At 72.5% G+C, this 25,144-nt stretch carries 26 protein-coding genes; 14 read left to right on the forward strand and 12 right to left on the reverse strand.

Translation table 11 applies throughout. From position 1 onward, the window contains the following. The first annotated feature begins 26 nt into the window (after positions 1-26). Positions 27-803 carry an arylamine N-acetyltransferase gene (locus tag ADL03_RS00410; RefSeq protein ID WP_053731308.1) on the forward strand — a complete coding sequence of 259 codons (777 nt, stop codon included), beginning with the start codon at positions 27-29 and terminating at the stop codon, positions 801-803. Positions 804-841: 38 nt separating this feature from the next. Beyond that, positions 842-1,348 (forward strand): general stress protein, encoded by a 507-nt coding sequence (locus ADL03_RS00415; protein WP_053731309.1) that lies wholly within the window; start codon positions 842-844, stop codon positions 1,346-1,348. A gap of 182 nt (positions 1,349-1,530) precedes the next feature. Here ADL03_RS00415 and ADL03_RS00420 read toward each other — a convergent pair whose 3' ends face one another. After that, positions 1,531-1,755, reverse strand: a complete 225-nt coding sequence (locus ADL03_RS00420) for a hypothetical protein (RefSeq protein WP_053731310.1) — start codon at positions 1,753-1,755, stop codon at positions 1,531-1,533. A gap of 167 nt (positions 1,756-1,922) precedes the next feature. On the opposite strand from ADL03_RS00420, the gene ADL03_RS00425 reads away from it, so the two are divergent. From ADL03_RS00425 to ADL03_RS00440, 4 genes are all read left to right on the forward strand, one after another. After that, positions 1,923-2,678 (forward strand): TetR/AcrR family transcriptional regulator, encoded by a 756-nt coding sequence (locus ADL03_RS00425; protein ID WP_053731311.1) that lies wholly within the window; start codon positions 1,923-1,925, stop codon positions 2,676-2,678. After that, positions 2,675-3,514 carry an SDR family oxidoreductase gene (locus tag ADL03_RS00430; RefSeq protein WP_053731312.1) on the forward strand — a complete coding sequence of 280 codons (840 nt, stop codon included), beginning with the start codon at positions 2,675-2,677 and terminating at the stop codon, positions 3,512-3,514. The genes ADL03_RS00425 and ADL03_RS00430 overlap by 4 nt, the downstream gene beginning before the upstream one ends. Before the next feature lie 93 nt (positions 3,515-3,607). Continuing rightward, complete coding sequence (locus ADL03_RS00435; RefSeq protein ID WP_053731313.1) at positions 3,608-3,874, forward strand: hypothetical protein; 267 nt, start codon at positions 3,608-3,610, stop codon at positions 3,872-3,874. A gap of 7 nt (positions 3,875-3,881) precedes the next feature. Continuing rightward, positions 3,882-5,135: an RNA polymerase sigma factor gene (locus tag ADL03_RS00440; RefSeq protein ID WP_053731314.1), complete on the forward strand. Its 1,254-nt coding sequence runs from the start codon at positions 3,882-3,884 to the stop codon at positions 5,133-5,135. On the opposite strand, the gene ADL03_RS00445 is transcribed toward ADL03_RS00440, so the two are convergent. After that, the gene (locus ADL03_RS00445) at positions 5,128-5,724 is read right to left on the reverse strand and encodes a LysE family translocator (protein WP_053731315.1); all 597 of its coding nucleotides are present in this window, start codon (positions 5,722-5,724) and stop codon (positions 5,128-5,130) included. The genes ADL03_RS00440 and ADL03_RS00445 overlap by 8 nt on opposite strands. 155 nt (positions 5,725-5,879) lie before the next feature. Between ADL03_RS00445 and ADL03_RS00450 the strand changes: the two genes are divergently transcribed. Then, complete coding sequence (locus tag ADL03_RS00450) at positions 5,880-7,211, forward strand: PLP-dependent aminotransferase family protein (RefSeq protein ID WP_082372762.1); 1,332 nt, start codon at positions 5,880-5,882, stop codon at positions 7,209-7,211. Here ADL03_RS00450 and ADL03_RS00455 read toward each other — a convergent pair. Continuing rightward, a complete protein-coding gene (locus tag ADL03_RS00455; protein WP_231641320.1) occupies positions 7,189-8,130 on the reverse strand; it encodes a GNAT family N-acetyltransferase in 942 nt (313 codons plus the stop codon). The two genes, ADL03_RS00450 and ADL03_RS00455, sit on opposite strands and share 23 nt — an antisense overlap. A gap of 42 nt (positions 8,131-8,172) precedes the next feature. Further along, complete coding sequence (locus ADL03_RS00460; RefSeq protein ID WP_053731316.1) at positions 8,173-8,946, reverse strand: helix-turn-helix domain-containing protein; 774 nt, start codon at positions 8,944-8,946, stop codon at positions 8,173-8,175. Positions 8,947-9,011: 65 nt separating this feature from the next. On the opposite strand from ADL03_RS00460, the gene ADL03_RS00465 reads away from it, so the two are divergent. The 4 genes from ADL03_RS00465 (at position 9,012) to ADL03_RS00480 (ending at position 14,359) form a co-directional block, all read left to right on the forward strand. Further along, positions 9,012-9,566 (forward strand): TIGR03086 family metal-binding protein, encoded by a 555-nt coding sequence (locus tag ADL03_RS00465; RefSeq protein WP_053731317.1) that lies wholly within the window; start codon positions 9,012-9,014, stop codon positions 9,564-9,566. Positions 9,567-9,589: 23 nt separating this feature from the next. Beyond that, positions 9,590-10,273: an aspartate/glutamate racemase family protein gene (locus ADL03_RS00470; RefSeq protein WP_053731318.1), complete on the forward strand. Its 684-nt coding sequence runs from the start codon at positions 9,590-9,592 to the stop codon at positions 10,271-10,273. A 110-nt stretch (positions 10,274-10,383) separates the two neighbouring features. Beyond that, positions 10,384-13,536, forward strand: a complete 3,153-nt coding sequence (locus ADL03_RS00475) for a S8 family serine peptidase (protein WP_063798420.1) — start codon at positions 10,384-10,386, stop codon at positions 13,534-13,536. Between the two features lie 70 nt (positions 13,537-13,606). Beyond that, on the forward strand, positions 13,607-14,359 hold the full coding sequence (locus ADL03_RS00480) for an SDR family NAD(P)-dependent oxidoreductase (protein WP_053731320.1): 753 nt from the start codon (positions 13,607-13,609) through the stop codon (positions 14,357-14,359). A 40-nt stretch (positions 14,360-14,399) separates the two neighbouring features. On the opposite strand, the gene ADL03_RS00485 is transcribed toward ADL03_RS00480, so the two are convergent. The 4 genes from ADL03_RS00485 to ADL03_RS00500 form a co-directional block, all read right to left on the reverse strand. Further along, entirely contained in the window at positions 14,400-14,810 is a 411-nt protein-coding gene (locus tag ADL03_RS00485) for a YciI family protein (RefSeq protein ID WP_063798435.1), read from the reverse strand. A gap of 5 nt (positions 14,811-14,815) precedes the next feature. Next, complete coding sequence (locus tag ADL03_RS00490; RefSeq protein WP_053731321.1) at positions 14,816-15,214, reverse strand: VOC family protein; 399 nt, start codon at positions 15,212-15,214, stop codon at positions 14,816-14,818. A gap of 115 nt (positions 15,215-15,329) precedes the next feature. Next, positions 15,330-16,016 carry an RraA family protein gene (locus ADL03_RS00495; protein ID WP_053731322.1) on the reverse strand — a complete coding sequence of 229 codons (687 nt, stop codon included), beginning with the start codon at positions 16,014-16,016 and terminating at the stop codon, positions 15,330-15,332. A gap of 86 nt (positions 16,017-16,102) precedes the next feature. Further along, positions 16,103-17,284, reverse strand: coding sequence for an MFS transporter (locus tag ADL03_RS00500; protein WP_053731323.1), 1,182 nt, complete (start codon positions 17,282-17,284; stop codon positions 16,103-16,105). 74 nt (positions 17,285-17,358) lie between these two features. On the opposite strand from ADL03_RS00500, the gene ADL03_RS00505 reads away from it, so the two are divergent. Together ADL03_RS00505 and ADL03_RS00510 are read left to right on the forward strand one after the other, a co-directional pair. Next, positions 17,359-18,096 (forward strand): DeoR/GlpR family DNA-binding transcription regulator, encoded by a 738-nt coding sequence (locus ADL03_RS00505; protein WP_231641322.1) that lies wholly within the window; start codon positions 17,359-17,361, stop codon positions 18,094-18,096. Next, the gene (locus tag ADL03_RS00510; protein ID WP_053731324.1) at positions 18,093-18,623 is read left to right on the forward strand and encodes an HAD family phosphatase; all 531 of its coding nucleotides are present in this window, start codon (positions 18,093-18,095) and stop codon (positions 18,621-18,623) included. The genes ADL03_RS00505 and ADL03_RS00510 overlap by 4 nt, the downstream gene beginning before the upstream one ends. Positions 18,624-18,657: 34 nt before the next feature. Here ADL03_RS00510 and ADL03_RS00515 read toward each other — a convergent pair whose 3' ends face one another. Both ADL03_RS00515 and ADL03_RS50395 read right to left on the reverse strand, forming a co-directional pair. Further along, entirely contained in the window at positions 18,658-19,704 is a 1,047-nt protein-coding gene (locus tag ADL03_RS00515) for a M4 family metallopeptidase (protein WP_053731325.1), read from the reverse strand. Next, positions 19,701-22,889, reverse strand: a complete 3,189-nt coding sequence (locus ADL03_RS50395; RefSeq protein WP_053731326.1) for a CHAT domain-containing protein — start codon at positions 22,887-22,889, stop codon at positions 19,701-19,703. Before ADL03_RS50395 ends, ADL03_RS00515 begins: the two co-directional genes overlap by 4 nt. Before the next feature lie 79 nt (positions 22,890-22,968). Between ADL03_RS50395 and ADL03_RS00525 the strand changes: the two genes are divergently transcribed. After that, a complete protein-coding gene (locus tag ADL03_RS00525; protein WP_082372765.1) occupies positions 22,969-23,826 on the forward strand; it encodes a S8 family serine peptidase in 858 nt (285 codons plus the stop codon). Here ADL03_RS00525 and ADL03_RS00530 read toward each other — a convergent pair. Together ADL03_RS00530 and ADL03_RS00535 are read right to left on the reverse strand one after the other, a co-directional pair. Further along, positions 23,823-24,239, reverse strand: a complete 417-nt coding sequence (locus ADL03_RS00530) for a hypothetical protein (protein WP_053731328.1) — start codon at positions 24,237-24,239, stop codon at positions 23,823-23,825. The genes ADL03_RS00525 and ADL03_RS00530 overlap by 4 nt on opposite strands. Next, positions 24,236-24,787, reverse strand: coding sequence for an RNA polymerase sigma factor (locus tag ADL03_RS00535; RefSeq protein ID WP_053731329.1), 552 nt, complete (start codon positions 24,785-24,787; stop codon positions 24,236-24,238). Before ADL03_RS00535 ends, ADL03_RS00530 begins: the two co-directional genes overlap by 4 nt. Positions 24,788-25,144: the final 357 nt, after the last annotated feature.

The raw sequence follows: 25,144 nt of genomic DNA on the forward strand, positions 1-25,144 counted from the left end.
GGGGTTTGCGGACCAAAGGGACACACATGTGGCAGACGGACGTCGTTGACTTAGACGCCTACTTCGCGCGCACGGGAGCCGGCGCGTCGAGTTCGCTGGCGGAACTGCACGAGGCGCATGTGCGCGCCATCCCGTTCGAGAACATCGACGTGATGCTCGGTCTCGTGCCGTCGCTGGACATGGCCGACATCCAGGACAAGCTCGTCCACCGGCGCCGTGGCGGGTACTGCTTCGAGCACCAGTTGCTGTTCACCGCGGTGCTCGAACGCCTGGGGCACACCGTGACGCGGCGGATGAGCCGGGTGATGACCGGGCCGCGCACGCACATGGTGTCCATCGTGGACGGTCACCTGCTCGACGTCGGGTTCGGCGCCGGGATGCTGCACCCGATGCCGTTGCGCGACGGCGTGGTCGTGGACCAGGCCGGGTGGCCGCACCGGCTGCGGCGCACCGACCGGCGCTGGGTGCTGGAGAAGCAGGGCGCGGGCGGCTGGGAGGCGCAGCACGCGTTCGAGGACGACGTCGAGCAGCTGCCTGTGGACTACCTCGCGGCCAACTACTACGTGGCCACGCATCCGAGGTCGCCGTTCAGCGGCCAGCTCGTCGTGATGCGCCTGCAGCCGGGACTGAGCCGCCGGCTCGTCGGCCGGACGCTGACGATCGACCGTGCGGGCGGGGAGCCGGTGCGGACCGAGGTCGACGACCTGGCCGCCACACTGGAGTCGCTGGACATAGCACTTACCGAGGGGGAGCTGAGTCACATCCGCTCAACTTCAGGAACACCGGTGGGCGCCCGTTCGTAGTACAGGGTGCAGGGAATCGCACTTCGGAGGTGTTGCACATGACCACCGCGACTCCGTTCGCCACAGGAGCCAACACCGGCGTCAACGCGCTGCCCACGCCGCCCAGCGGCTGGCCGATCGGTTCCTACGCCACCTACGAAGAGGCGCAGCGAGCCGTCGACCACCTGGCGGACAACAACTTCCCGGTCGCCGACGTCACCATCGTCGGCGTCGAGCCGATGATCGTCGAACGGGTCACCGGCCGGCTGACCTGGGGCCGCGTGCTCGGCGCGGGTGCCGCGTCGGGTGCCTGGTTCGGTCTGTTCGTCGGTCTGCTGCTCGGCCTGTTCTCAACCGGTGGCGCGATCGCCCCGATCATCACGGGCCTGCTCGTCGGTACGGTCTTCGGCGTCACCGCCGCGGCCATGCGCTACGGCGCCCAGCGCGGCCGGCGTGACTTCGCCTCGACCACGCAGCTCGTCGCGGGCCGCTACGACGTGCTCAGCCACCCGCGCAGCGCCGAGCAGGGCAAGGACATGCTGACCAAGCTCGCCTGGCGCGGGTGACCACCCGATGACAACCGCGCACCGCGTGGCCTGAAAGCCAGCTCCCACCACATCGGAAACGCCGTCCTGCGGGGCGGCGTTTCCGATGTCCGCGGCAAAACGACCGAGGGGACGGCCATCAGCCGTCCCCTCGGTGTCGTGTGGGCTCCTTCCGCATCGGCTGGACGGGACGCGCAACTGCCTCATCCGGCCGGTGGATATCGCTGTCGCGACCTCGCGGACCCGGCGCGCCACACCCCTCGCAGCACCGCGGGCTCGGCGAACCCGGCGGCAGCCACGTACCGGTGAGGACGCGGTGCCGGTGTCGGACCGAAGTTGGCGTCGATGATCGCCTCGAACTCCGCGCTCACCCACACCGGGTCGGCGCACACCAGGTCCGCGAACGCCCTCTCGCTGGTCGTCAGCACCTCGTGTCACTCCTCGAAGAAGAGCTACCAGGTACATATTTTTTGTAGCGCTGACTGTAGATTAAGTCAACCATCCAGCTCAGGATCTTCGAGGTCCCGGTGCTGCACCCATTTCCGTATGTCGTACGGTATTGTTTCCGTATGGCCTACGGAAATGGGGTGGACGCATGGCCGTCGAACGCAGCGGCGGAGGAGACGTCGCCAAGACCCTCGCGCTGCTGTGGCGCAGACCGCCGGAACCCAAGGCGGTCGGCAGGAAGGCGAAGGTGAGCGTCGAGCAGGTCGTGGCGGCCGCGATCGCCGTCGCCGACCGCGAGGGGCTCGCCGCGATGTCGATGGCCCGCGTCGCGCAGGAGCTCAACGTCGGCACGATGTCGCTCTACGGCCACGTGCCCGGCAAGGCGGAGCTGATCGACCTGATGGCCGACACCGTGCTGCAGGAACGCGACCTCGACTTCGCGGGCACCTGGCGCGAGCGGATCCAGCACTACGCCGACCGCACCCGTGCGGTCTACCAGGCGCATCCGTGGATGCGGGACGTGTCGATGGTCCGGCCGCCGCTCGGGCCGGGACTGATGGACGGCCAGGAGTTCGTGCTGGCCGCGCTCGCCGACTCCGGCCTGCAACCGCGGCAGGTGACCGTCGCGCACACCGCAGTCGAGGGGTTCGTCCACGGCGCCGCGGCCGCCGAGGTGGACGACCAGCAGTTGGAACGGGTCACCGGCGAGTCCGGCGACTCGTGGTGGCGGGCCCGCCAGCTGTTCTGGGACGACTACTTCGACGTCGAGCGCTACCCGACGATGACGCACCTGTGGAACGCCGGGGCCTACGACACCGGCGGCACGCTCGCCGAACAGGTGCGCGGCTCGTTCGACTACGGCCTGACCAAGCTGCTCGACGGAATCGAAGGGGGACTGGGGTGACCGTTCTGGTGACCGGGGCGACCGGCAACGTCGGCCGGCTGGTGGTGCGGGGACTCGCGGGCAGGGCGCGGGTGCGGGCGGTGACCCGCGACCCGGCCAAGGCGGACTTCCCCGACGGTGTCGAGGTGGTGCGCGCCGACCTCGACGACCCGGACGGCATCCCGTTCGACGGCGTCGAGAAGCTCTACCTGTTCGTGCACCCGCCCACGGCCGCGCGCGTGGTCGAGCTGGCCGCGAAAGCCGGCGTGCGCAAGATCGTGACGTTGTCGTCGGGCGCGGTCACCCACGGCTACGACCACAGCCACCACCTGCCGGTCGAGCAGGCCGTCGAGGCGTCCGGCGTCGCGTGGACGCACGTGCGGCCCGGCGAGTTCGCGGTCAACAAGATCGACCTGTGGGCACCGTCGATCCGCGCCGACGGCACGATCGTGCACCCGAACCCCGACGAGCTCGGCCAGCCGATCCACGAGGCCGACATCGCCGACGTCGCGGTCGCGGCGCTGCTGGAGGACGGCCACGACGGCAAGGCCTACACGCTGAGCGGCCCGCCGCCGCTGACGCAGCGCGAGATGGCACGGGCGATCGGCGAGGTGATCGGGCGGGAGCTGCGGTTCCTCGACGTGACCCGCGACGAGGCGCTGACGTACTACCTGAGCGTCGGCTGGCCGGAGGAGATCGCCCGGTACGTGCTGGGGCTCGGCGGGTACGAGGGCGGCGACCCGGACGACTTCAGCGACTACGAGTTCGTCGTGCGGCCCGACTTCGAGGCCGTGACCGGCAAGCGGTACCGGACGTTCGCGACGTGGGCGCGTGACCACGCCGCGGACTTCCGTTGATCGGCACGGTGGTCGACGTCGGCTGATCACCTGTCGATTTCCGGTCCTGCTCGTTCGACGTTGCTGCGGGGGACGTGCGACGAGGAGGACCCGATGCGGTTTCTGGTGATCGTCCGTGCGGCGGCCGAGCTGCCGTTCGCCACGGTGTACTGCGACGCGCTGGTGCGCGCGGGGGTGCTGCTCGACGCGGCGGACCTGCGCCCCAGCGCGTTCGACGCCGAAGGGCAGCGCACGCACGGCGCACCGGTGCGCGGGTACTGGCTGATCGACGTGCGTGACCACGAGGAAGCGGTGGAACGCGTGCGGCGCATACCCGTGTCCGGGTGCGTCGTGGAAATCCGGCAGGTGGCTGTGGTCTGATGCCCCCATGGGGGCTACGACCTCGGTGCACCGGACGATCGACGCGGTCTGGCGGATGGAGTCGGCGAAGGTCATCGCCGCGCTCGCCAGGTACGTGCGCGACGTCGGCCTCGCCGAAGAGATGGCACAGGACGCGCTGGTCGCGGCGCTGGAGCAGTGGCCGGCCGAGGGTGTGCCGAAGAACCCCGGCGCGTGGCTGATGACCACGGCCAAGCGCCGGGCGATCGACCAGATCCGGCGCAGGGAGAACTTCAACCGCAAGGTCGAGGAGATCGGCCGCGACGTCCAGGAGTCCACACCGGACGCCAGCGAGGGCGTCGAGGACGAGATCGGCGACGACCTGCTGAGCCTCATGTTCACCGCGTGCCACCCGGTGCTGGGCACCGAGGCGCGGGTGGCGCTCACCCTCAAGATGCTCGGCGGCCTCAAGACCGAGGAGATCGCGCGGGCGTTCCTGGTCAGCGACTCGACCGTGGCGCAGCGGATCGTGCGCGCGAAGAAGGCGCTGGCCGACGCCGGGGTGCCGTTCGAGGTACCGGAGGGGCCCGAGCTGGCCGGGCGGCTGGCCAGCGTCCTGGAGGTCATCTACCTGATCTTCAACGAGGGCTACTCCGCCACGCAGGGCGACCACTGGATGCGGCCGGAGCTGTGCGCGGAGGCGTTGCGGCTGGGCCGGGTGCTCGCCGAGCTCGCGCCGAAGGAGGCCGAGGTCCACGGGCTGGTGGCGTTGATGGAGATCCAAGCGTCCCGGTCGAAGGCGCGCACCGCCGCCGACGGCACCCCGATCCTGCTGCTGGAGCAGGACCGGGCGCGGTGGGACTGGCTGCTGATCGGCCGCGGGCTCACGGCGCTGGAACGGGCGGAGGCGCTCAACCAGCCACCCGGTCCCTACTACCTGCAAGCCGCCCTCGCGGCCTGCCACGCCCGCGCCCGCAGACCGGAGGACACCGACTGGCGGCGGATCGCCTCGCTCTACGAGGTGCTCGCGCAGCTCTCGCCGTCGCCGGTGGTGGAGCTCAACCGCGCGGTGGCGTTGTCGATGGCCTACGGGCCGGCCGCCGGGCTCGCGCTGGTCGACGAGATCGCCGGCGCGAAGGCGTTGCGGGGATACCACCTGCTGCCCAGCGTGCGCGGTGACTTCCTGATGAAGCTCGGCCGGACCGCCGAGGCGCGTGCCGAGTTCGAGAAGGCCGCCGGCCTGACCCGCAACGAACGCGAGAAGGCGCTGCTGCTCGACCGCGCCGCCGCCTGCGTCACGTGAGGGCGAGCTTCACCCCGAGCGCGGCGAACGAGACCGCGAAGAACCTGCGCAGCCACACCACCACCCGCGGCCGGCCCAGCACCCGGTCGCGCATGGCCGCCGCGAACACGCCGTAAACGGCGAACACCACGAACGTCAGCGCCATGAACACCCCGCTGAGCACCACCATCTCGCCCGTGGCGGAGGCGAACTGCGGCAGGAACGCCACGAAGAAGATCGTGAGCTTCGGGTTGAGCAGGTTGACCAGCACCGCGGTGGTGACGACCGTGCGCGCGGACAGGTCGGCCGGGGCGGCCTGGGCACTGACGACGAGCTCGGAGCGGTCGCGCAGCGTGCTCCACGCCAGGTACACCAGGTAGGCCACGCCCAGGTACTTCACGATCCCGAACGCCAGCGCGCTGGTGTGCAGCAACGCGGCCAGGCCGCTGACCGTGGCCAGCACGTGCGGCACGATCCCGAGCATGCACCCGAACGCGGCGATGACGCTCGCCCGCCGCCCGTGCGCCAGTCCGGCGGACAACGTGTACAGCACTCCCGTGCCGGGGGTCGCGACCGCGATCAGCGTCGTGACCAGGAAAGCGATGCTCATGGCTGCCAGCCTGCTGCCAGAATGGCCCGATGAGCAGAGCCAAACCGCTGCCTGCCGACAGGTCCACAACCGGCTCTGACTTCCTCCAACTGTCCGTGGCCGACGCTCCCCACGGCGGGCGCGCGACGTGGCTGGCCGAGTAGCTGCGCCTGGCGATGGCCGACGGCCGGCTGCCCGTCGGGACCCGGCTGCCCGCGACCCGGACCCTTGCCGCCGACCTGCGGGTCTCACGCGGGGTCGTCACCGAGGCCTACCAGCGGCTCGTCGAGGACGGCCACGTCGCGGGCCGCGGCCGGGGCGGCACCGTCGTGGTCGCGGTACCGGTGGCCGCTGCGCCCGTGCGACCGGTGGCGCCGCCGTCACCGGGGGACGTGTTCGCCCGGCGGCCCGGCGACGACGTGTTCGAGGCGTTCCGGGCCGCGCGCGCCTCGATCGACCTCTCGCCCGGCGTGCCCGACCTCGCCTCGTTCCCGCGCCAGGCCTGGCTGCGCGCCGAACGCGAGGTGCTCGCCACGCTGGAACCCGCCGCGTTCGGCTACGGCGACCCGCGCGGGGCGCTGCCGCTGCGCCAGGCCGTCGCCGCCTGGCTCGCCCGCGGCCGCGGCATCCGCGTCGCACCGGACGACGTGCTGATCACCGCCGGTGTCTCCCAGGCACTCGGCCTGCTCGCGAAGGCGTTGCTGGCCGGCGGCATCACCACCGTGGCCGTCGAGGACCCCGGCTCGCTCCGCGTGCGCCAGCACCTCGCCAACGCGGGCCTGGCCACCCCGCCGATCCCGGTCGACGACGACGGCCTGCGCGTCGACCTGCTGGAGGCCGGTGGTGCCCCGGCCGTGATGACCACGCCCGCGCACCAGTTCCCGACCGGCGTGGTGCTCGGCCCGCAGCGCCGCCGCCGGCTGCTGCGCTGGCCGGGCCTGGTCATCGAGGACGACTACGACGCCGAGCACCGCTACGACCGCCCGCCCGTGCCCGCGCTGCGGTCGATGCTCGACCGGGTCTGCTACGCGGGCAGCGTCTCGAAGCTGCTGGCCCCGGCGCTGCGGGTCGGCTGGCTGCTCGTGCCCGGCGAGCACCGCGACGCGATCATCGCCGCGAAACGCCTGGCCGACCTCGGCAACGCCGCCCTGCCGCAGCTCGTGCTGGCCGAGCTGATGAGCTCCGGCGAGCTGGAACGCCAGCTGCGGTTCCTGCGCCGCCGCCACGTCCACCGCCGCGACGCCATGATCGCCGCGCTGCGCGCCCACCTGCCGGGTGCGCGGGTGCACGGCGCGGCCGCGGGCCTGCACCTGACGATCACGTTCGACGCCGGGTTCTCCGACGTCGAACTCGCGGCCCGCGTGCTGGCCGGCGGGGTGAAGGTGCAGCCGCTGTCGTGGCACTGCCAGGCGGAGCACGCGCCGGGACTGGTGCTGGGCTACGCGTCGACGACACCCGGCGACATCGCGACGGCGGTCGCCGCGATCAGGCGCGCGCTGCCGGCTTGAGCAGCGGCACGTCCCGCGACAGCAACCGGAACCCCACGCCGTAGTACAGCTCCCGTGCCGCCGGGTGCTCGTCCGCGCCCAGGCACGCCACGGTCGCGTGCACCGCTCCGGCCGCCCGCGCGAGCCGCATCCCGTGCAGCAGCACCGCCCGTGCGAGCCCCTGGCGCCGGTGGCGCGGGTGCGTCCCGACCGGTTCGAACTCGACGCTGCGGTTCACCTCGTCCAGCCACATGATCGTCGAGCACGCCATCGTCGCGTCCGGTGCCTCCACCAGAACGTGCAGGTCACCGCGGTAGGCGGGCGTTGCGCGAACGCCTTCGTAGGCCTCGAGGGAGTACGTCGACGCGGGCCAGGCGTCCACGTGCGCCCGCACCGCCGCCTCCGGACCGGCCTCGTCGGCGGTGCGGAACCGGAACCCGGCGGGCAGCACCGGTTCCGCGACGTCGGTGAGGTCGCGTTCGTTGAGCTGGGTCCAGTCGCCCAGCGCGTCCTGGTCGGTCTCGTAGCCGTGGGCCGCCCACCGCCGCAGCCCGAACTCGTCGGCCGCGCCCGGCAGCACCGTGCGGTCGACGCCCGGCGCCACCCCGTCGAACCAGTCGATCACCTCGTCGACCAGCGCGGCGTGGCCGGGGTGGACCTGGTAGGCCAGGTAGGCGTCGGTGACGTCCCTGACCGACCCGTCGCGGCGGCGGACCTGGCGGGGCAGTTGCGCCCAGCCCCACGCCACCAGGTCACCGTCCGCGCACCACAGCCGGCGGCGCCACGTGTGGCCCTGGGCGGCGTGGTCCTTGCCCCAGTTCCAGGCCAGCTCACCGTAGGAGGCGTCGCTGTTGACCAGCTCGGGGTGGGTGGCGGTGACCCGCCGGGCCAGGTCCTGCATGAGCTGGACGTCCTCGGCGGTGAGGAGATCGGTGGTCACAGCGGGCCACTGTGGCAGGACGCGGACGGGGCGTCGAACCGTTTACGCAAGGGCTTTCGCGTACGCGGCGGGGGAGACGCCGACGGTCTGCGTGAAGTCGCGGACCAGGTGCGCTTGGTCGCTGTAGCCCAGGTCGGCCGCCAGCCGCGCCCACTCGACGTCCGTCTCGGCCCGCTCCAGCGCCTCGTGGATGCGGTAGCGCAGGATCACCCACTTCGGGCTCACCCCGACGTGGTCGGCGAACAGCCGCTGCATCGTCCGCACCGCCACGCCCGCCGCCCGCGCGAAGTCGGCGACCCGGCGGATCTCCCGGTCGTCGCGGATGCGCTGCACCAGGTCCATCGCCAGCGTCGCCTGCGGATCGGCGACCGGCCCGAGGCCGAGCAGGAACGCGTCCAGCGCCGCCACCCGGTCGTCCTCGTCCGCCGCGTCCAGCACCGGGCCGGCGGGCACGTCCGTGAGCCGCACGCGCCGCCCGGTCCACTCCGACACCGGCTCCGCGCGGAACGGCCGGAACCCGCCCGGCCGGAACTGCACGCCCGCGACCCGCACGTGACCGTCGAGGACCTGGCGGAACAACCCGAGCCCGACCCCGGCGATCTCCGGGTGCTCGTACCCGCGCTCGAACACGACGTTGACCGACGGGTGCGGCACGACGTGCGTGGTGTACGGCGTGTCGAGGGTGCCGTCGACCAGCCAGTAGTGCTCCAGGTACGGCCGCAGCTCCGGGGCGGGCAGGCGGCGGCGGAACCGGACGCGGGCGAAGAGCTCGCGTGCGTCGACGATTCCGCGGGTGTCGCGGCGCGGCCCGTTCACGTCCCGAATCCTAGGTGGCGCGTTTTTTCAAGCACGACGCAGCGCGAGGTCCTAGCGTCGCCACCATGAAGCTCAGCGTTCTGCTCGACCGCGCACGCGACCACGCGTTGCCCGTCGTCGCCGCCATCACCGACGACGACCTGACCAAGCCCACCCCCTGCGCCGACTACGACGTGCGCGCGCTGCTGGACCACCTGCTGCACGTGGTCGTGGAGTTCCAGAAGCTCGCGGTCAAGCAGGACGCCGACTTCAGCACCACCCCGCACTACCCGGACTGGCGCGCTCAGTACCCGGCCGAGTCCGCCAAGCTCGTGGAGGCGTGGGGACGGCCCGGCGCGGACGAGGGCATCGCCGGCAACATGAACCTGCCCGCGTCCGTGGTCGGCGGGCTGGCGTTGCTCGACCTCACCATCCACGCCTCCGACCTCGCCCAGGCGACCGGGCAGCGCTTCGAGCCCGACCCGGAGGTGCTCACCGCCGTCGAGGGACTGGTCGAGCAGATGGGCCCGACCGCGCTGGAGTGGAACGTGTTCAAGGCGCCCACGCAGCCGCCCGCCGACGCGACGGCGTTCGAGCAGCTGCTGGCCAGGACCGGACGTGACCCGCGCTGGAGCGCCTGACCCGTGCCGTGTTGACTGACCGCATGTTGACCATCGGGATGCTCGGCGGCATGAGCTGGGAGAGCAGCGCGGAGTACTACCGGCTCGCCAACACCGCGGTCAGGGACCGCCTGGGCGGGCTGCACTCGGCCAAGGTCGTGCTGCACTCGGTGGACTTCGCCGAGATCGAACGCATGCAGGCCGAGGCCAGGTGGGACGACGCCGCGACGGCGCTCGCGCACGCCGCGCGGCAGGTCCAGGCCGGTGGCGCGGACTTCCTGCTGATCTGCACCAACACCATGCACAAGGTGTTCGACCAGGTGCAGGCCGCCGTCGACATCCCGGTGGTCCACCTCGGCGACACCACCGCCGCGGCGATCAAGCGGGCCGGGCTCACCACGGTCGGCCTGCTGGGCACCGGCTTCACGATGGACCAGCCGTTCTACCGCGAACGCCTGGAACGGCACGGCCTCACGGTGCTGGTGCCCTCGGCGCAGGACCGCGCGACCGTGCACCGGATCATCTACGACGAGCTGTGCCTGGGCGTGGTGAAGGACGAGTCGCGCCGCGCCTACCAGGACGTCATCGGCCGCTTCGACGGCGCGCAGGGCGTGATCCTCGGCTGCACCGAGATCGAGCTGCTGATCAGCCAGGACGACGTGCCGCTGCCGGTGTTCCCGACGACCCGCCTGCACGTCGAGGCCGCCGTCGACCGGGCGCTGGGCTGACCGCCGCTGTTTATCTGTTGATGTGACGCACGACGCAACGCGGTCACCCAGCAAGAGGTCTCCCTCACTGAGAGCAGTCTCGGCTGCACAGTGAACCAGGGGAGTTCGCGTTGAAACGATCACACCTCGCCGCGGGGCTCGCGGCTGCCGTGGTTGCGGCCGCGGCAGCCGCCCCGGCCACCGCGGCGCCGGCCGGGCAGCAGGTCGCCGCGGCCGGTCCGGCCACCAGGGTCACGCTCCTCACCGGCGACGAGGTCACCGTCGCGAACGGTGCCGTCCACACCCGTGCCGCCCGTGGCCGCGAGCGCGTCGGGTTCCGCGCCTTCACCGACCCGCGCGGAGACCTGCACGTCGTCCCGCTCGACGCGCAGGAGCGGATCAGCAGCGGTGAGCTCGACGCCCGGCTGTTCGACATCTCGCTGCTGGCCAGGTCCGGTTACGACGACGCGGCCGGCAAGACCATCCCGCTGATCGTGCAGGGGCAGGCGATCAGCGCGGCGGACGCCAGGTCGTTGCCGAGCATCGGCGCGCACGCGGTCAAGGCCGACAAGAACGGCGGCTTCTGGGCCGGTGTCCGTGCGGCGGGCACCGGGAAGGTCTGGCTGGACGGCAAGGTCACCGCGAGCCTGGACCGCAGCGCCGCGCAGGTCGGCGCTCCACAGGCGTGGGCGAAGGGCTTCACCGGCAAGGACGTCACCGTCGCGGTGCTCGACACCGGCGTCGACGAGACACACCCCGACCTCGCGGGGGCCGTGGTCGAGGCCAAGAACTTCAGCGACAGCGACACCACCGACGACCGGCACGGTCACGGCACGCACGTCGCCTCCACCATCACCGGCGACGGCAGGTACCGGGGCATCGCACCTGACGCCAAGGTCGTCAGCGGCAAGGTGCTGGGCGACAACGGCGGCGGCCTCGAGTCGGACATCATCGCCGGCATGGAGTGGGCGGCGAGCAAGGCCAAGGTCGTCAACATGAGCCTCGGCAGCCCGTGGCCAGACGAGGGCACCGACCCGATGTCGCTGGCGCTCAACCGGATCACCCGGGACACCGGCGCGCTGTTCGTGGTCGCGGCCGGCAACTCCGGCGGCGCGATCGGCTCGCCCGGCGCCGCCGACGAGGCCCTCACCGTCGGTGCCGTGAACCGCGCCGACGAGCTCGCCGACTTCTCGTCGCGCGGCCCGCGCTGGACGAACAACGCCATCAAGCCCGACATCACCGCACCCGGCGTCGACATCGCGGCGGCCAAGGCGAAGAACGGCCGGATCGGCACCCCGGTGGACGAGGGGCACGTGGCGTTGTCGGGCACCTCGATGGCCACCCCGCACGTGGCCGGGGCCGCGGCGGTCCTCGCCGCGCAGCACCCGACGTGGAAGGCCGGCGACCTCAAGGCCGCGCTGATGAACTCGGCCAAGCCGAATCCCGAACTCACCGTCTACGACCAGGGCGCCGGCCGCCTCGACGTGGACAAAGCCGTGTCCGGCAGCGTGTCCACCGACGCCGGCAGCCTCTCGCTGGGCACCGCGAAGTGGCCGCACGACGACGACCAGCCGATCACCCGCAAGCTCACCTACCGCAACACCGGCACCGCGCCGGTCACGGTCGGCCTGACCGTCGCCGACGTGAAGCCCGCGGTCACCGGCCTGTTCAGCGTCTCCCCGGCCACGCTCACCATCCCGGCCGGCGGCACCGCCGACACGACCGTCACCGCCGACACCACGGCGAACGTGCCCGACGGCCTCTACGGCGCCGCGGTCGTCTCGTCCGACGGCAGCCGGGTCGCGCTCGGCGTGGACAAGGAGGTCGAGAGCTACGACGTGAAGCTCACGTTCCTCGACCACAACGGCCTGCCCACGCCCGACTACACCTACCGGTTCGTCGACCTGGACAAGCCGATCGCCCACCTGCGGCACGACCCGTCCGGCTCGATCGTGCAGCGACTGCCGAGGGGCAGGTATTTCTTCGACTCCTCGGTCAGCACTCCCGGCGCCGGCCGCGACGACAACAGGGTCACCGTCGCGGTCGAGCCCGCGGTCGAGGTCAACGCTCACACCGAGCTCGTGGTCGACGCACGCCAGGGCAACCAGCCTGGGTTCCGCATCGACCGGGAAGCGTCGCCGGCGAGCTCCGAGATGACGTTCGCGATGAGGGCGAACTGGGGCGACACCGGGACGAGCTTGATCCTGCGCGACTTCACCGGGATCTTCGTCCGCCCGTCCGCCTCGACATGGCCCGGGTTCGACTGGTACGCGCAGTCGGACCTGGCCAAACCGGACGGCACCGGCGGGTTCGCCGGCAGCCCGTACCAGTACCACCTGCGGATCACCGAGAACACCCGTGTGCCCGCCGACGTCCACCGGACTGTGCGAGACCGTGAGCTGGCGCGCGTGAGCTCGGTGACCCACGCGCGGGTGCCGGGCTCCATCGTCCAGCTCGGCCAGGGTGCGTCCGGCCCGGTGCCGTTGCGGGTGGAGGAGCTCTACACGCCCGGCGTGCCGTGGTTCGGCTCGCTCACCGAGTTCGCCAGGCTCGGCGAGTACCCGCCCCTGGGCGCCCAGTACAGCGGTTCGCCGCGCACCTACGAACGTGGTCGCACGGTGGTCGAGCACCGCAACAGCGCCGTCTACGGCCCTGGTCTGCCGCACGCGCCCGGTGCGGTGCGGTTCGCCAGTCGCGTGGGCGACCTGCTGCGCCTGGACACTCCGCTGCACAGCTCGGCCGGCATGGCCGGCTACGCGCCGAACACCGGCCGCACCACGGTGACGGTCGACGGCCGGGTCATCTCCGACCAGCCGGCCGCCGGGTACGCCCGCATCCAGGGCGTGCCCGCGGAGAAGCGCCGCTACCAGGTGCACACCGAGGCCGCCCGCGAAGGCCTGTCGCCGCAGGTGGCGGTCGACTGGTCGTTCACGTCCGAGCACGTGCCGGGAGAGGACTACCGGTCCATCCCACTGCTGGCCGTGCGGTTCACGCCCCTGCTCGACGACCACAACCGGGCGCACGCCGGCCGTCCGCTCACGATCCCGGTGACCGTCGAGCGCAACGGCACCGGCGAGGTCACCGACCTCAAGGACCCGGCCGTGCAGGTGTCCTACGACGAGGGCACGACCTGGACACCGATGCCGCTGCGCAAGGTCCGCGGCAAGTGGCTGCTCACGCTGTGGCACCCGAAGAACGCCAAGTCCGTGTCGTTCAAGGCACGGGCGGCGGACGCGGGCGGCGAGGTGCAGCAGACGATCATCCGCGCGTACGACCTGAAGTGAGGTGACGACCGGTCCCCGTTGCGCCGAAACCGGGTTGCGGACGGGGACCGGCGTCGCGCAGGTTGATCGCATGCAGTCACGTGTCGCGCTGGTCACCGGCGCAGGATCGGGAATCGGCGCCGGAATCGCGCAGGAGCTGGCCGGGCTCGGCCACCGCGTCGCCGTGGTGGACCGCAACGCCGAGGCAGCCGGGGAGGTCGCCGGGCGCATCGGCGAGTCGGGTGGTCAGGCGGTCGCGGTGCGGTGCGACGTCAGCGACCCCGCCTCGGTGGACGCGGCGGTCGCCGAGGTGACGGCCGCGTTCGGCCCGGTCGAGATCCTGGTCAACAACGCCGGGTTCGCCAGGGACAACCACCCGCTGGACATGCCGCTGGAGGACTGGGACGCGGTGCAGGGCACGTTGCTGCGCGGCGCGTTCCTGATGCTCAAGGCCACCGCTCCGGCGATGCGCGACGCCGGGTGGGGCCGCATCGTCAACATCTCCAGCATCTCCGCGATCGTGCAGGGCGAGCGGATCAACTACGTCGCCGCCAAGGCCGGTGTCGAGGGCCTGACCCGCGGCGCCGCGCTCGACCTGGCCCCGCACGGCATCACGGTCAACGCAGTCGGGCCGGGCACCGTGCAGACCGGCATGACGGAGGTGAGCGCGGCCCGTGCCGGGCGGACGATGGAGGAGCACCTGGAGGTGGTGCGCAGGTCGATCCCGGTGGGACGCATCGGCACGCCGCACGACATCGCCCGCGCGGTGCTGTTCTTCGCCGCCGAGGACGCCGACTTCGTGACCGGCCAGGTCCTCTACGTCAGCGGCTACCCGCACAGCTGAGCCGGTGGGCCGGGCCCGCGTGGCCCGGCCCCATCCCGCTCTACCGGTACGGCGCCAGGGTCTCCTGGTCGACGTCGGGTGCGCCCAGGACCGGGTGCACCTCGATCGGCTGGTTGAGGATCTTCCCGCCGGGGCCGGGGCAGGCCGAGGCCTTCTGGCAGATCTCCAGCAGTCGTTCGCGGCTGTCGACGTCGACCAGCCAGTAGCCGGCGATGACCTCCTTGGACTCCGCGAACGGCCCGTCGACCACGTTCGGCACGCCGTCCTCGCCGCCGCGCACCACGAACGCCCGCGCGGGACCGCTCAGGCCCTCCGCGTGCAGCAGCTCACCGGTGGCACTGAGCTCGGCGTTGAGGTCGCGCATGTAGGTGACCATGCGGTGCATGTCCTCGTCGTTCCACGCCGCGAGCCCCTCCCAGTCCTCCTGGTTGCCGCCGTAGCTGACCAGCATGTACTTCACTTCCACTCCCCACCGGTAGCGCGGGCCCTGATCTCCTGCACGGCCCAGCTGTTGCCGTCCGGGTCGTCGAAGAACACGAACGACCCGCCGTCCCGCTCGCTCATCCGCACGATCTCGCTGACCTCGACACCGCGTTCCACGAGCTGTGCGCGTGCTTTCTCCAGGTCGGACACGACGAGCTGCACGCCCTTGAGCGAGCCGGGCTCGCCCTTCACGATCCCCTTGCCGATCACGATCGAGCACCCGGAACCGGGTGGCGTGAACTGCATGATCCGGCTGTCCTCGCTGAAGCTCGTGTCGTGGTCGACGTGGAAACCGAGCTGCTCCGAGTAGAAGTGCTTCGCCCGGTCCAGGTCCGACACCGGTACGACGACGACTTCCAGGGTCCAGTCCATCTCTGTGCTTCCTCTCCGCGGCTGGCGTTGACACCCGTGCGTCGAAGCGCTCACGATCTTTTCGACACGGGGTCGCGGCCCACATACCGAGCGCCCACTGCTGCGGTCGTGGTCCTCACTCCTCGACCGCGCCGCCGATCTTGCGCAGGTGCTCGCGGAAGGTGAGCCCGCTCGCCAGGTACTCGCCGAACCGCAGCTGGCTGCGCAGGGACTCACCCTGCCGCACGCGCTCGGCCTGCGCTCGTTCGACGTCGCGGATGCCCCTGGCTTTCGCGAGCAGGCTCGCGGCCTGGTCCGCCGGCACGAACAGCACGCCGTCGTCGTCGCCGAACACCACGTCGTCGGTGGTGAGCGTCCACTGGTCGACCTCGGCGGTCGACAACGCCTCCGGTGCCCGGTCGCGCAGGCTCAGCGGGCCGGTCGGGTTCGCGCCGAGGCTGAACACCGGCAGGCCGATCGCGCGGATGTCGGCGGTGTCGCGGTGCAGGCCCCAGATGACGACGCCGCCGAGCTGGGCGGCCTTGGCCTCCAGCACGATCAGGTCGCCCACGCAGGCCTCGTCGGTGCGGCCGCCGTTGTCGACGACCAGCACGTCACCGGGCTCGCTGCGGTCGATGGCCTCGAGGAAGATGTCGACGCTGCCGGCGTGGCGCGCGGGTAGCACGCGGCCGGAGACCCTCGTGCCGGGGATGACCGGGGTGAGGGTGGCGGTGCGGACCGGGATGCCGGTGCGGATGCAGGCGTCGGCCACGTGCGCGGTGGTGAGGTCCAGCGCCGCGAGATCCAGTTCGGGGAGATCCATGGCGACAGTGAATCACCCGCCGGTTCGCGCCACACCGGCTTCGGGCAGGGGCCGGCGTGGCGCGTCGCGGTCGGTACGTGGACCGGTCAGTGGACGGGGTCGGCGGTGCGTTCGGTGTCGGCGGGCACGGGCTTGAGCACCCCGGCCGCGAACGCCGTGACCACGCAGAACACCACCGGCAGCACGAACGCGACGTTGAGCGGCACCAGGTGCGTCAGCCAGCCGATCACCGCCGGTCCGGCGAGCACGCCGATGTAGCCCAGGCCCGCCACGCGCGACATGTTCACCGCCGCGGAGCTCGGGTCGGTGTGCCCGGCCGCGCTGAACAGCTGCGGCACCGTGCCGGACAGCCCGGCGCCGGCCACCGCCCAGCCCACGATCGCCAGACCGGTCCACGGCGAGAACGCCGCCAGCAGCAACCCGGCCGCCGCGATCACCGCGCCCCAGCGCAGCACCGCCATCGGCCCGATCTTCGCGGCGACCCGGTCGGCGAGCAGCCGCCCGGCGGTCATCGTCGTCGCGAACGCGCCGTACGCGAGCGCCGCGATCTGCGGTTCGGCGTCGAGGACGTCCTGCAGGTGCAGCACGCTCCAGTCGTTCGCGACGCCCTCGCTGAGCATCACCATGAACGCCAGCCCCGCCATCACCCAGATCCGGACGGGCACCTTCCGCCTGGCCTTGGGCTGGTCGTCGCCCTCGTGCGGGATGGTCGTGGCGCCGTGCGACAACGCCGGTGCCGTGACCAGGCTGATCACCACGCCGACGACGGCGGCCACGCCGAGCGTCGTGGCCGGCGACAGCTCCCAGCTCAACGTGCGCGCGCCCACCAGCGAGGCCGCGACCCCGCCCAGCGACCAGGTGGCGTGGAAGGCCGACATCACCGGGCGGGCGTACTCGCGTTCGACGACGACCGCGTGGCCGTTCATCGCCATGTCGAGCACGCCGTTGCCGAAGCCGAACGCGAGCAGTGCCGCCGCGAGCGCCCATTCACCGGTCGCGAGTCCCGGCAGCACGACGGCCGCGCTGCACACCACACCCGCGAGCGGCGTGATGACGCGCGCGCCGAACCGGTCGGTGAGCCAGCCGCCGATCCGCATGCCGATGAACGCCCCCAGTCCCAGGACCAGGAGCAACCGGCCGAGTTCCGCGTGGTCGATGCCGACGCGCCGCTCGACGGTGGGGATGTGCACGATCCACATGCCGAGCAGGAAGCCGTTGAGGGCGAAGTACGTGAAGGTGGCCACCCGTGCGGCCCTGAGAGCGTTCACATGCTGCACGCTAACGAACAAAGCTCGTGTTTGAAAGTTTGAACTTCGAACACGGCTGGTGTTCAATCGCGTTCGTGTCCCGACTGAGGCAGATCACCGAGGCCGTGCGCGACGCCGGCTCCCTCGGTGTGGCGGAGCTCGCGTCGCTGACCGGCGCGTCCGAGATGACGATCCGCCGCGACCTGGAGGTGCTCGCCGCGCAGGGAGTGCTGGAGCGTTATCGCGGCGGTGCGCGCAGTCTGCTGCTGCGTGGTTCCGAGCCACCGTACGCGTTGCGTTCGGAGGAGGCGGTGGAGGCCAAGCGCCGCATCGCGCACGTGGTCGCGGGTCTGCTCGCGGACGGCGAGTCGGTGGTGCTCGACAGCGGCACGACGTGTGTGGAGGTCGCCCGCGTGCTTCATGCGCGGCGTCTGACCGTGCTGCCGTTGTCGCTGCACGCGATCAACGCGCTGGTGGGCGCGCCGTCGGTGACGTTGCTGGTGCCGGGCGGCACGCCACGGGCGGGTGAGCTGGCGCTGACCGGCCCGCTGGCCCTGCAGTCGGTGCAGTCGCTGCGGTTCGACACGGCGGTGATCGGCTGCTGCGGGCTGTCCGCCGAGCAGGGCCTGACCGCGTTCGACCTCGACGACGCCGCGGTGAAACGGGCGGCCATCGCGTCGGCCCGGCGGGTGATCGCGGTGGCGGACGCGTCGAAGCTGACGCGCACGGCGCTGGCGTTCGTGGCACCGGTGTCCGCCCTGGACGCCGTGGTGACCGACGCGGACGGCGATGACGGGTTGGCGGCGGCGGGCGTGACGGTGGTGACGGCGTGATCGTGCTGTTCGACATGTTCGGGGTGATCGCCCGCGACCAGTCGCGCGCGGTGATGGACGCGATGAGCACCGACCCGGCGTTCTGGGAGGCCTACTGGGCGCACCGGCCCGCCTACGACCGCGGCGACGTGACCGCGGCCGAGTACTGGCGGCGCGTCGGCCACCCGCCGCTGGTCGAGCAGGACGTCGCGAGCTGGGCCGAGGTCGACGACGAGATGGTCGCGCTGCTGGGCTCCCTGCACGCCGCCGGCCGCCGCATCGCGCTGCTGTCCAACATCCCCGAGGACCACGCCCGCAACTTCGAGCACACCTACCCGTGGCTCGACCTGTTCGAGCTGCGCGCGTTCTCGTGCCGCATCGGGCACGCCAAGCCCTCGCCGGAGGCGTTCGAGTGGTGCCGTGACCGGCTCGGCGGCGGGGAGATCCTGTTCGTGGACGACCGGCTGGAGAACGTGCGGGCCGCGGAGCGCGCCGGGATGCGCGGGCACCACTTCACCGGCATCGACGGGCTGCGGGCCGTTCTGTAGCCCGTCGGCCTTCCCGGAGAAGTGTCCTCGGGTGTCAGCCGATGCCGACGTCGGCCCACGCCGACCGCACGACGTTCGTGACCTCGCCGCCGAACAGCGCCTGCGCGCTCGCGACGGTGGCCGCGGCCGCGTCGGTGAACTGCGAGCTCACGCCGAGCCGGGTGGTGAGCGCGTCGAACCAGATCCGGCCCGCGCGCTCCCAGGCGTGGCCGCCGAGCCGGGTGGCGGCCAGGTGGAACGCCTTGTTCGGGATGCCGGAGTTGATGTGCACGCCGCCGCTGTCGTTGCGCGGGTTGCCGTCGTCGGGCAGGTCGGCGTAGTCGCGCAGGTGGCCGGGCTGGCGGTCGAGCTGGTGGGCGGTGCCGGGTGCCTTGAGCGAGCGCAGCGCCACGCCCTGCAGCTGCGTGCCGAGGATGCCCGCGCCGATCAGCCAGTCGGCCTGGTCGGCGGTGTGGCCCAGGGCGTGCTGCTTGACCAGGCTGCCGAACACGTCGGCCATCGACTCGTTGAGCGCGCCGGACTGCGTCCGGTACCGCAGGCCGGCGGTGTACTGCACGACGCCGTGGGTGATCTCGTGGCCGACGACGGACAGGTCGCGGGCCAGTGCGCCCGGCTGGAAGACCTTGCCGCTGCCGTCGCCGTAGACCATCTGGGTGCCGTCCCAGAACGCGTTGTCGAAGGCCCGGCCGAAGTGCACCGAGCTGACGAGCCGCAGCCCGTTGCCGTCGACGCTGTGCCGGCCCAGGACGTCGCGGAAGAAGTCGTAGGTGCGGTCGGCGTTGTCGAACGCGTCGTTGACCGCGGGGTCGGCCACCGGGCCGTCGCCCTCCTTGCGCCGCAGCACGCCGGGCAGGCCGCGTTCGTCGCCCTGTTGCACGTCGTGCACGGCCTTGAACTCGCTCGCCGGTCCCCGCAGCTGGTCGGCGTCGAGGCCGAGGAACTGCACGGCCTCGGTCAGGGTCGTGCGCTGGGCCCGCAGCGCCGCCGAGGCCAGCAGGGTCGGGACGACGTCGCGCAGCTCGACGTTGCCCGCCTCCGCGAGCTCGATCAGCAGGTGGGTGGGCAGGATGAAACAGGTCATGGTTCCTCCTCCGCTCGCACCAGGGGAGAAGACGCCCCGTAGCACTGGAACACCGCTTCGGTCCAGGTGCGCTGGGCTTTCGCCAGCGCTTGCGCCGGCTCGCGGCCGCCAGCGAGCTCGCGGTGGTAACGCAGCATCAACGCCTTGCTGGTGTCGTCGGGCACCGACACCGCCGATGCGATGAGCGTTCGCGTGCCGAGGGCCAGCAGCGCGGCGGCCAGGCCGAGCAGCTCGTCACCGGGCCGGATGCCCGAGCTGCCCGACTCGCACGCCGACAGGATCACCTGCCGGGGTGGCCGGTGCAGGCCTTCGAGGTCGTAGACGGTGAGCGGCCCGTCGGCCAGCGTGAGGGTCGAGAACAGCGGGTTGTCCGCGCGGAACCGCCCGTGCGCCGCGATGTGCGCGAGCTCGGCGCCGTCGAGGGCGGTCAGCAGGTTCGCCGTGGTGGCCCGGCGGCCGGTGAACCGCTCCGCGCGCGGGTAGCGGCGGCTCAACGCCTCGACCTCGCCCACCGCGTGGCCGAGCCCCGGCCCGGCGGCCAGCACCGTGCGTCCAGGGGCGTGACGGGTGTTCGCGGCCCGCAGCCACAACGCCGCGGACGGCGCGACGGTCACCGCACGGCCGCGGCAGCTCGGCAGCGCGGGCCAGGGGAGTGCGTGCAGTGCACCGGTCGGTACCACCACCAGCGGCGCGCTGCCCGAGGGCACCAGCCGGTCGAGCCGTTCGGCGGCCTGGCCGAGACGTTCCTCGATGGCCTTGCGGGTGCGTTCGGAACCGATGCGGTGCGCGAGGTGGTTGATGCCGAACCGCAGCGCCTCGACCTCGCGGCCCACGTCCTGCGCACGCCCGACGTCCCGCAGCCGGAACCGGCCGCGTTCGAGCACGAGCGCGTGCAACCACCCGTCCGACTCGACGTACTCGACCAGCACCTGGTCGTGCAGTGCCGCGCTGAGCTCCTTTCGCGACGGCAGCGCATCGGCCGCCCTGATACCGGTGGCGTGCCGGGCCCGCGCCCTGATCGCCTGCTCCAGCTCGGCCTGCCTGCGCAGGTCACCGGCGGCCATCACCTGCCGCAGCTCGGCGAGGTCGTCGGCGAGCCGGTCGTCGCCGGGCGGCCGCACCGGCCGCATCCGCAACGCCCCCGCCCGCCACCGCTCCGCCCACCCGAACACGGCAGCCGCCTTGCCCCCGTCCAGCGCGAGCTTCATCCCGGTAGCGACCAGCTCACCCGCGAGCCCCGACGCGTGCGCGCGCAACTCCGTCGCGCCCAGCCCGTTGCGAAACGCCGCCAGCACGTCAACCCCCGACCGCAGCGCCGCCTCAGCACCCCTGGTGTCCCCGTCGGCGAGGCGCAACAGCGCCGTCGCGTGCCAGGCCCGCGCCCGCAGCTCGGCCGGACCCGTGCGCGCGGCACCGGCAACCGCGGTCAGCTCCGCCCGCGCCAGAGCGAGGAACCGCTCGCGCGACGATCTTGTCGGTGGTGGTGAGTACGTTGAAACGCAGGGGTTCCCAGTTCGGGGGTACCCCTGCGCGAGCGTGCCGTGAGCTGCGGAACCGTGGTCAGCTGCCGAGGCGTGGGCCGCCGCGGGGTCGTGTGCCGTTGTGCGGTGATGGGCTGCTGCCGGGTTGTGTGCCGTTGCGGGGTTGCGTGCTACTGCAGGGTCATCGGCTACTGCGGGGTTGTGCGCGGTTGTGCGGTCGCGGGGCGACGCGAGGTCGAGGTCCGGGCGGTCGTGTGGCGTTGCGAGATCGTGGGCTGCGGGGTCACAGTCCGCCGCGACGCCGTGATCCGGGAGGGGGCGCGCTGCGGGGTCGTGCGCGGCGAGGTCGAGGGCCAGCCGTGCCACGATCAGGCGTGCGTCGAGGGCGGCGACCACCCAGCCCTCGCGGACCAGGGCTTCGACGACACGGCGGGCGGAACGCAGCGCCGCGACCTGCCCGGACCGGCTGGCCCGTCGCGCGGCCTGTGGCTTTCCGCCTGCGGCCCGTCCGTTGCCCGGTACGGCTTGTGCGGCAAGCTCGCCCGACGTGGCTTGTGCGGCAGCCTCAGCGGGCACCGACCCCGCGACCGCCCCAGCACCGCCTGTCTCGCGAGCGCCGCCCGCCCCGGCGCCGACCGTCTCCTGAGCACCGCCCTCCCCACCGCCACCCGCCCCGACACCGCCCGCCGCACCACGGCCGCTCTCGGCAGAGGCGCGCCCGGCCACCCGCAGCTCCCACCGCGCCCGCAACGCCAGGTACCCCGCGAACGCCGCCCACCCCGGCCGGTCCTGCCGCCGTGCCGACCGACCGGCCCGCACGGCCTCGGCCAGCGCCGCGGCCGGGTCGCCCGCCACCAGCGCGACCCGTGCGAGCAGCAGCCGGGCCTGCACCAGGTCCACGGAGTTGCGTTGCCGGGCGAACGCCGCCACCGCGGCTGCCGCGGCCGTGCGTGCCTCCGCCACGAGCCGCACCGACAGCAACGCCTCGGCCCGTTCGATCGGCAGCAGGCCGGGGTCCCGTCCCGCCGCCGCGTACCGTGCGGCGGCCTCGTCGAACGCGGCCAGTGCCGCGGGGAGGTCGCCGCGGGCTTCGAAGGCCACGCCGCGGTTGTGGAAGACCATGGCGGTCCGGCCGGTGTGCCCGGCGGCGAGGTAGAGCTGTTCGGCGCGGTCCAGGTCGTCCGCCGCGCCGCGCCAGTCGCGCCGTTGCGCGCGCAGCAGGCCGCGGTTGTTGCGGATCGTCGCCTCCAGCAGCGGGTCGCCGGGGTTGCACGCCAGTGCGTCCGCGAACCCGGCCGCGGCCTCGTCGAACCGGCCGATCTCGGTCAGCACCAGGGCCCGCTGCATCCGCAGCCGGGCCGCCGTCACGCCGTCGACCTGGGCGGGCACGGCCTCCAGCGCACGCAACGCCTCCGCCGTCCGGCCCCTCAGCGTCAGCACGTACCCGAACGAGCCCCGCGCCTGCGCCGCCCGCACCACCAGGCCGGCCGACGACGCGACCGAGACCGCCGCGCGCAGGTGCCGTTCGGCCTCGTCGAGCCGGCCGACCGCCGACGCCGCCATGCCCAGCGCGTGCAGGGCCACCGACTCGGTCTCCGGGTCACGCGCGGAAGCGCCGTCGAGCACGGCCTCGGCCAGTCGACGGGCGCGGGCCGGTGAGGTGTAGGCGAGGTCCTTCGCCTGCTCCGCACGGGCGAGCGTCATAGGCGGTGTGTATCAGCTCCGCGTTGCCGCGGCATCAGGGTTTGGAGATGCTCATCCGGACGCAGGAAGGGGAGCCACGATGAGTGGCGAAGGAGGGGAGGGCACGGTGGGTGGCAGAGATCCGCACGCGTACGGCTTGCCCAAGCCCGTGACCGAGCTGGAGGAGGGCAGCGTCGAGCTGCCGGAGCTGCCGACGGCCGACCCGCGGCTGAGGGTCGGCGTGATCGACACCGGCGTCTACCACACCCGCGCCGAGCGGCCGCATCCCTGGCTGCACGGCCACGTCAGCTACCTCGCCCAGGACGTCGAACACGACGACGACAACGACCCGGCGGTCGGGCACGGGTCGTTCGTGGCCGGGGTGGTCCTGCGGCACGCGCCGACGGCCACGGTGATGATGCGCCGGGCGGTCGTCACCGGTTCGGACGACGACGCGGAGGTGGCCGAGGCGATCCGGGCGCTGGGGTGGGCCGGGGTGAAGGTGATCAACCTGTCGTTCGGTGGCGGGCTCTTCGAACACCGCACGCCGCCGTCGATCGAGGCCGCGCTCCAGGCGCTGGACGACGACGTGGTGGTCGTCGCGGCCGCCGCCAACAACGCCTCACCGCTGCACACCTACCCCGCCGCACGCGGCGGTGTGCTGTCGGTGGGTGCCACCGACGCCGAGGGCAACATCGCGGAGTTCAGCGCGCACGGCAGCTGGATCAGCGTGTACGCGGTCGGCCAGGACGTGCTCGGTCCCTACCGCGACAAGGTCGCCACCTGGTCGGGCGCGTCGTTCGCGGCCGCCGCCGTCACGGGACGCATCGCCCGGCTGATGGCCGATCACGACCTGGCGGCGGTTCCCGCCCGCGACCGGCTGCTCAGGTCGTGCGTGAAGAGGACCGTGTGGGGCATCAACGGCAGCCGTGAGGTCGACGTCCTGCCCGGAGACTAGAGACGCGCCCACTGGGTCACGACCACAGTGCCGTCCGTGGCGGTCACCTGCACCCTGACCAGCCCGGACGGCACCTCCGTGAGCGTGAACCAGCCGTCGGCGACCGGCGCGGAACGGCGTGAGCGCGGCGTCTCCACCACCACCTCGCCCACCGCACCGGTGACGAGCCCGCGCACGGTGTCGCCGCTGATCTCCAGGTTCAGCGTCACCCGCTCCGACTCGAACGCCAGCAGCAACGGCCCGTCGTCGCCGCGCACCAGCGCTGCCTCGCTCTGCACCAGCACGGCCAGCTCGGTGTCGAGCGTCCGCAGCGCCAGTGCCGCGCTCGCGTCGCGCAGCACCCCGGCCGGCACCGGGTCGAACCGGTCCGCCGCGGCCCGCAGCTCCGCCAGGAAGTCGTCGTCCTCGCTCATGACCGCTCCTCCAGCACCGGCTCGCCGCGGACGAGCGCCTTGAGCCGGTTCAGGCACCGCTGCCGGATCGGCCCGATGCTGCCCACCGGCATGTCCAACGCCGCCGCGACCTCGGCGTACGCGGGTGGTGGCGACGCCATCAGCACGCGCAGCAGCCGCCGGCACCGCTGCGGCAGCTCCTCGAACACCCGCCACAGCACCGCGTCGCGCTCACCGACCAGCAACGCGTGGTCCACCGGTGGCGCGGGGTCGGCGGAGTCCTCGATCTCGGCCGGCAGGGGCAACCGCCCCGACCGCCGGATGAGCTGCAGGCACTCGTGCCGCGCCGTGGTGGCCAGCCACCCGGCCAGCCGCTCCGGCTCGGCGATGCGGTCGAGGTGCTCGACCAGCTTGATCCACGTGCACTGCACGGCGTCGGCGGCGTCGGCGTCGCTGAGCCGGTGGGCGCGGGCGATCGACCACAGCAGCCCGCTGAACTGCCTGACCAGTGCGTCCCACGCCGCCTGGTCGCCACGAGCCGCCGCGGCCAGCGCCGCCGGTACGTCCATGTCCTCATGATGCCGCGCGGACCTGTCCAGATTCGTGTTCACGGCCCCGGATCGCGGCTGTGGCACCGCATGTCGCCCGGTCGGTGGAACGTTCGGCGTTCATTACTCACCGACGCCCGAGCGTGAAGAACCGCCGCCCGCTACAACGGTGGGGTACCGGCGTTTCTGGGGGCGCCGGTACCCCACCGACCGGGGGCCGGTGGGTCAGGGAACCGGGGTGGGCGGGGCGTGTCTGGGGGTCACGTCCCGCCCGGTCCGGGCGTTGCGCCGGGGACACGCCGCACCTTCCGGGCAGTTCGCATGCCCTTTCCTGCGGTTACGCAGGTCCGTTCACCCAATGCCCGCCCAAAACGGTCC

Source organism: Nocardia sp. NRRL S-836, assembly GCF_001279525.1.
Taxonomy (GTDB): Bacteria; Actinomycetota; Actinomycetes; order Mycobacteriales; family Pseudonocardiaceae; genus Lentzea.

What these genes read in the sequence shown, in the direction of transcription:
- ADL03_RS00410 (WP_053731308.1), top strand. Translation starts at nt 27, where the DNA reads ATGTGGCAGACGGACGTCGTTGACTTAGACGCCTACTTCGCGCGCACG.
- ADL03_RS00415 (WP_053731309.1), top strand. Translation starts at nt 842, where the DNA reads ATGACCACCGCGACTCCGTTCGCCACAGGAGCCAACACCGGCGTCAAC.
- ADL03_RS00425 (WP_053731311.1), top strand. Translation starts at nt 1,923, where the DNA reads ATGGCCGTCGAACGCAGCGGCGGAGGAGACGTCGCCAAGACCCTCGCG.
- ADL03_RS00435 (WP_053731313.1), top strand. Translation starts at nt 3,608, where the DNA reads ATGCGGTTTCTGGTGATCGTCCGTGCGGCGGCCGAGCTGCCGTTCGCC.
- ADL03_RS00440 (WP_053731314.1), top strand. Translation starts at nt 3,882, where the DNA reads ATGGGGGCTACGACCTCGGTGCACCGGACGATCGACGCGGTCTGGCGG.
- ADL03_RS00445 (WP_053731315.1), bottom strand. Translation starts at nt 5,724, where the DNA reads ATGAGCATCGCTTTCCTGGTCACGACGCTGATCGCGGTCGCGACCCCC.
- ADL03_RS00450 (WP_082372762.1), top strand. Translation starts at nt 5,880, where the DNA reads ATGGCCGACGGCCGGCTGCCCGTCGGGACCCGGCTGCCCGCGACCCGG.
- ADL03_RS00465 (WP_053731317.1), top strand. Translation starts at nt 9,012, where the DNA reads ATGAAGCTCAGCGTTCTGCTCGACCGCGCACGCGACCACGCGTTGCCC.
- ADL03_RS00470 (WP_053731318.1), top strand. Translation starts at nt 9,590, where the DNA reads ATGTTGACCATCGGGATGCTCGGCGGCATGAGCTGGGAGAGCAGCGCG.
- ADL03_RS00480 (WP_053731320.1), top strand. Translation starts at nt 13,607, where the DNA reads ATGCAGTCACGTGTCGCGCTGGTCACCGGCGCAGGATCGGGAATCGGC.
- ADL03_RS00485 (WP_063798435.1), bottom strand. Translation starts at nt 14,810, where the DNA reads ATGCTGGTCAGCTACGGCGGCAACCAGGAGGACTGGGAGGGGCTCGCG.
- ADL03_RS00490 (WP_053731321.1), bottom strand. Translation starts at nt 15,214, where the DNA reads ATGGACTGGACCCTGGAAGTCGTCGTCGTACCGGTGTCGGACCTGGAC.
- ADL03_RS00495 (WP_053731322.1), bottom strand. Translation starts at nt 16,016, where the DNA reads ATGGATCTCCCCGAACTGGATCTCGCGGCGCTGGACCTCACCACCGCG.
- ADL03_RS00515 (WP_053731325.1), bottom strand. Translation starts at nt 19,704, where the DNA reads ATGACCTGTTTCATCCTGCCCACCCACCTGCTGATCGAGCTCGCGGAG.
- ADL03_RS50395 (WP_053731326.1), bottom strand. Translation starts at nt 22,889, where the DNA reads ATGACGCTCGCCCGTGCGGAGCAGGCGAAGGACCTCGCCTACACCTCA.
- ADL03_RS00525 (WP_082372765.1), top strand. Translation starts at nt 22,969, where the DNA reads ATGAGTGGCGAAGGAGGGGAGGGCACGGTGGGTGGCAGAGATCCGCAC.
- ADL03_RS00530 (WP_053731328.1), bottom strand. Translation starts at nt 24,239, where the DNA reads ATGAGCGAGGACGACGACTTCCTGGCGGAGCTGCGGGCCGCGGCGGAC.
- ADL03_RS00535 (WP_053731329.1), bottom strand. Translation starts at nt 24,787, where the DNA reads ATGGACGTACCGGCGGCGCTGGCCGCGGCGGCTCGTGGCGACCAGGCG.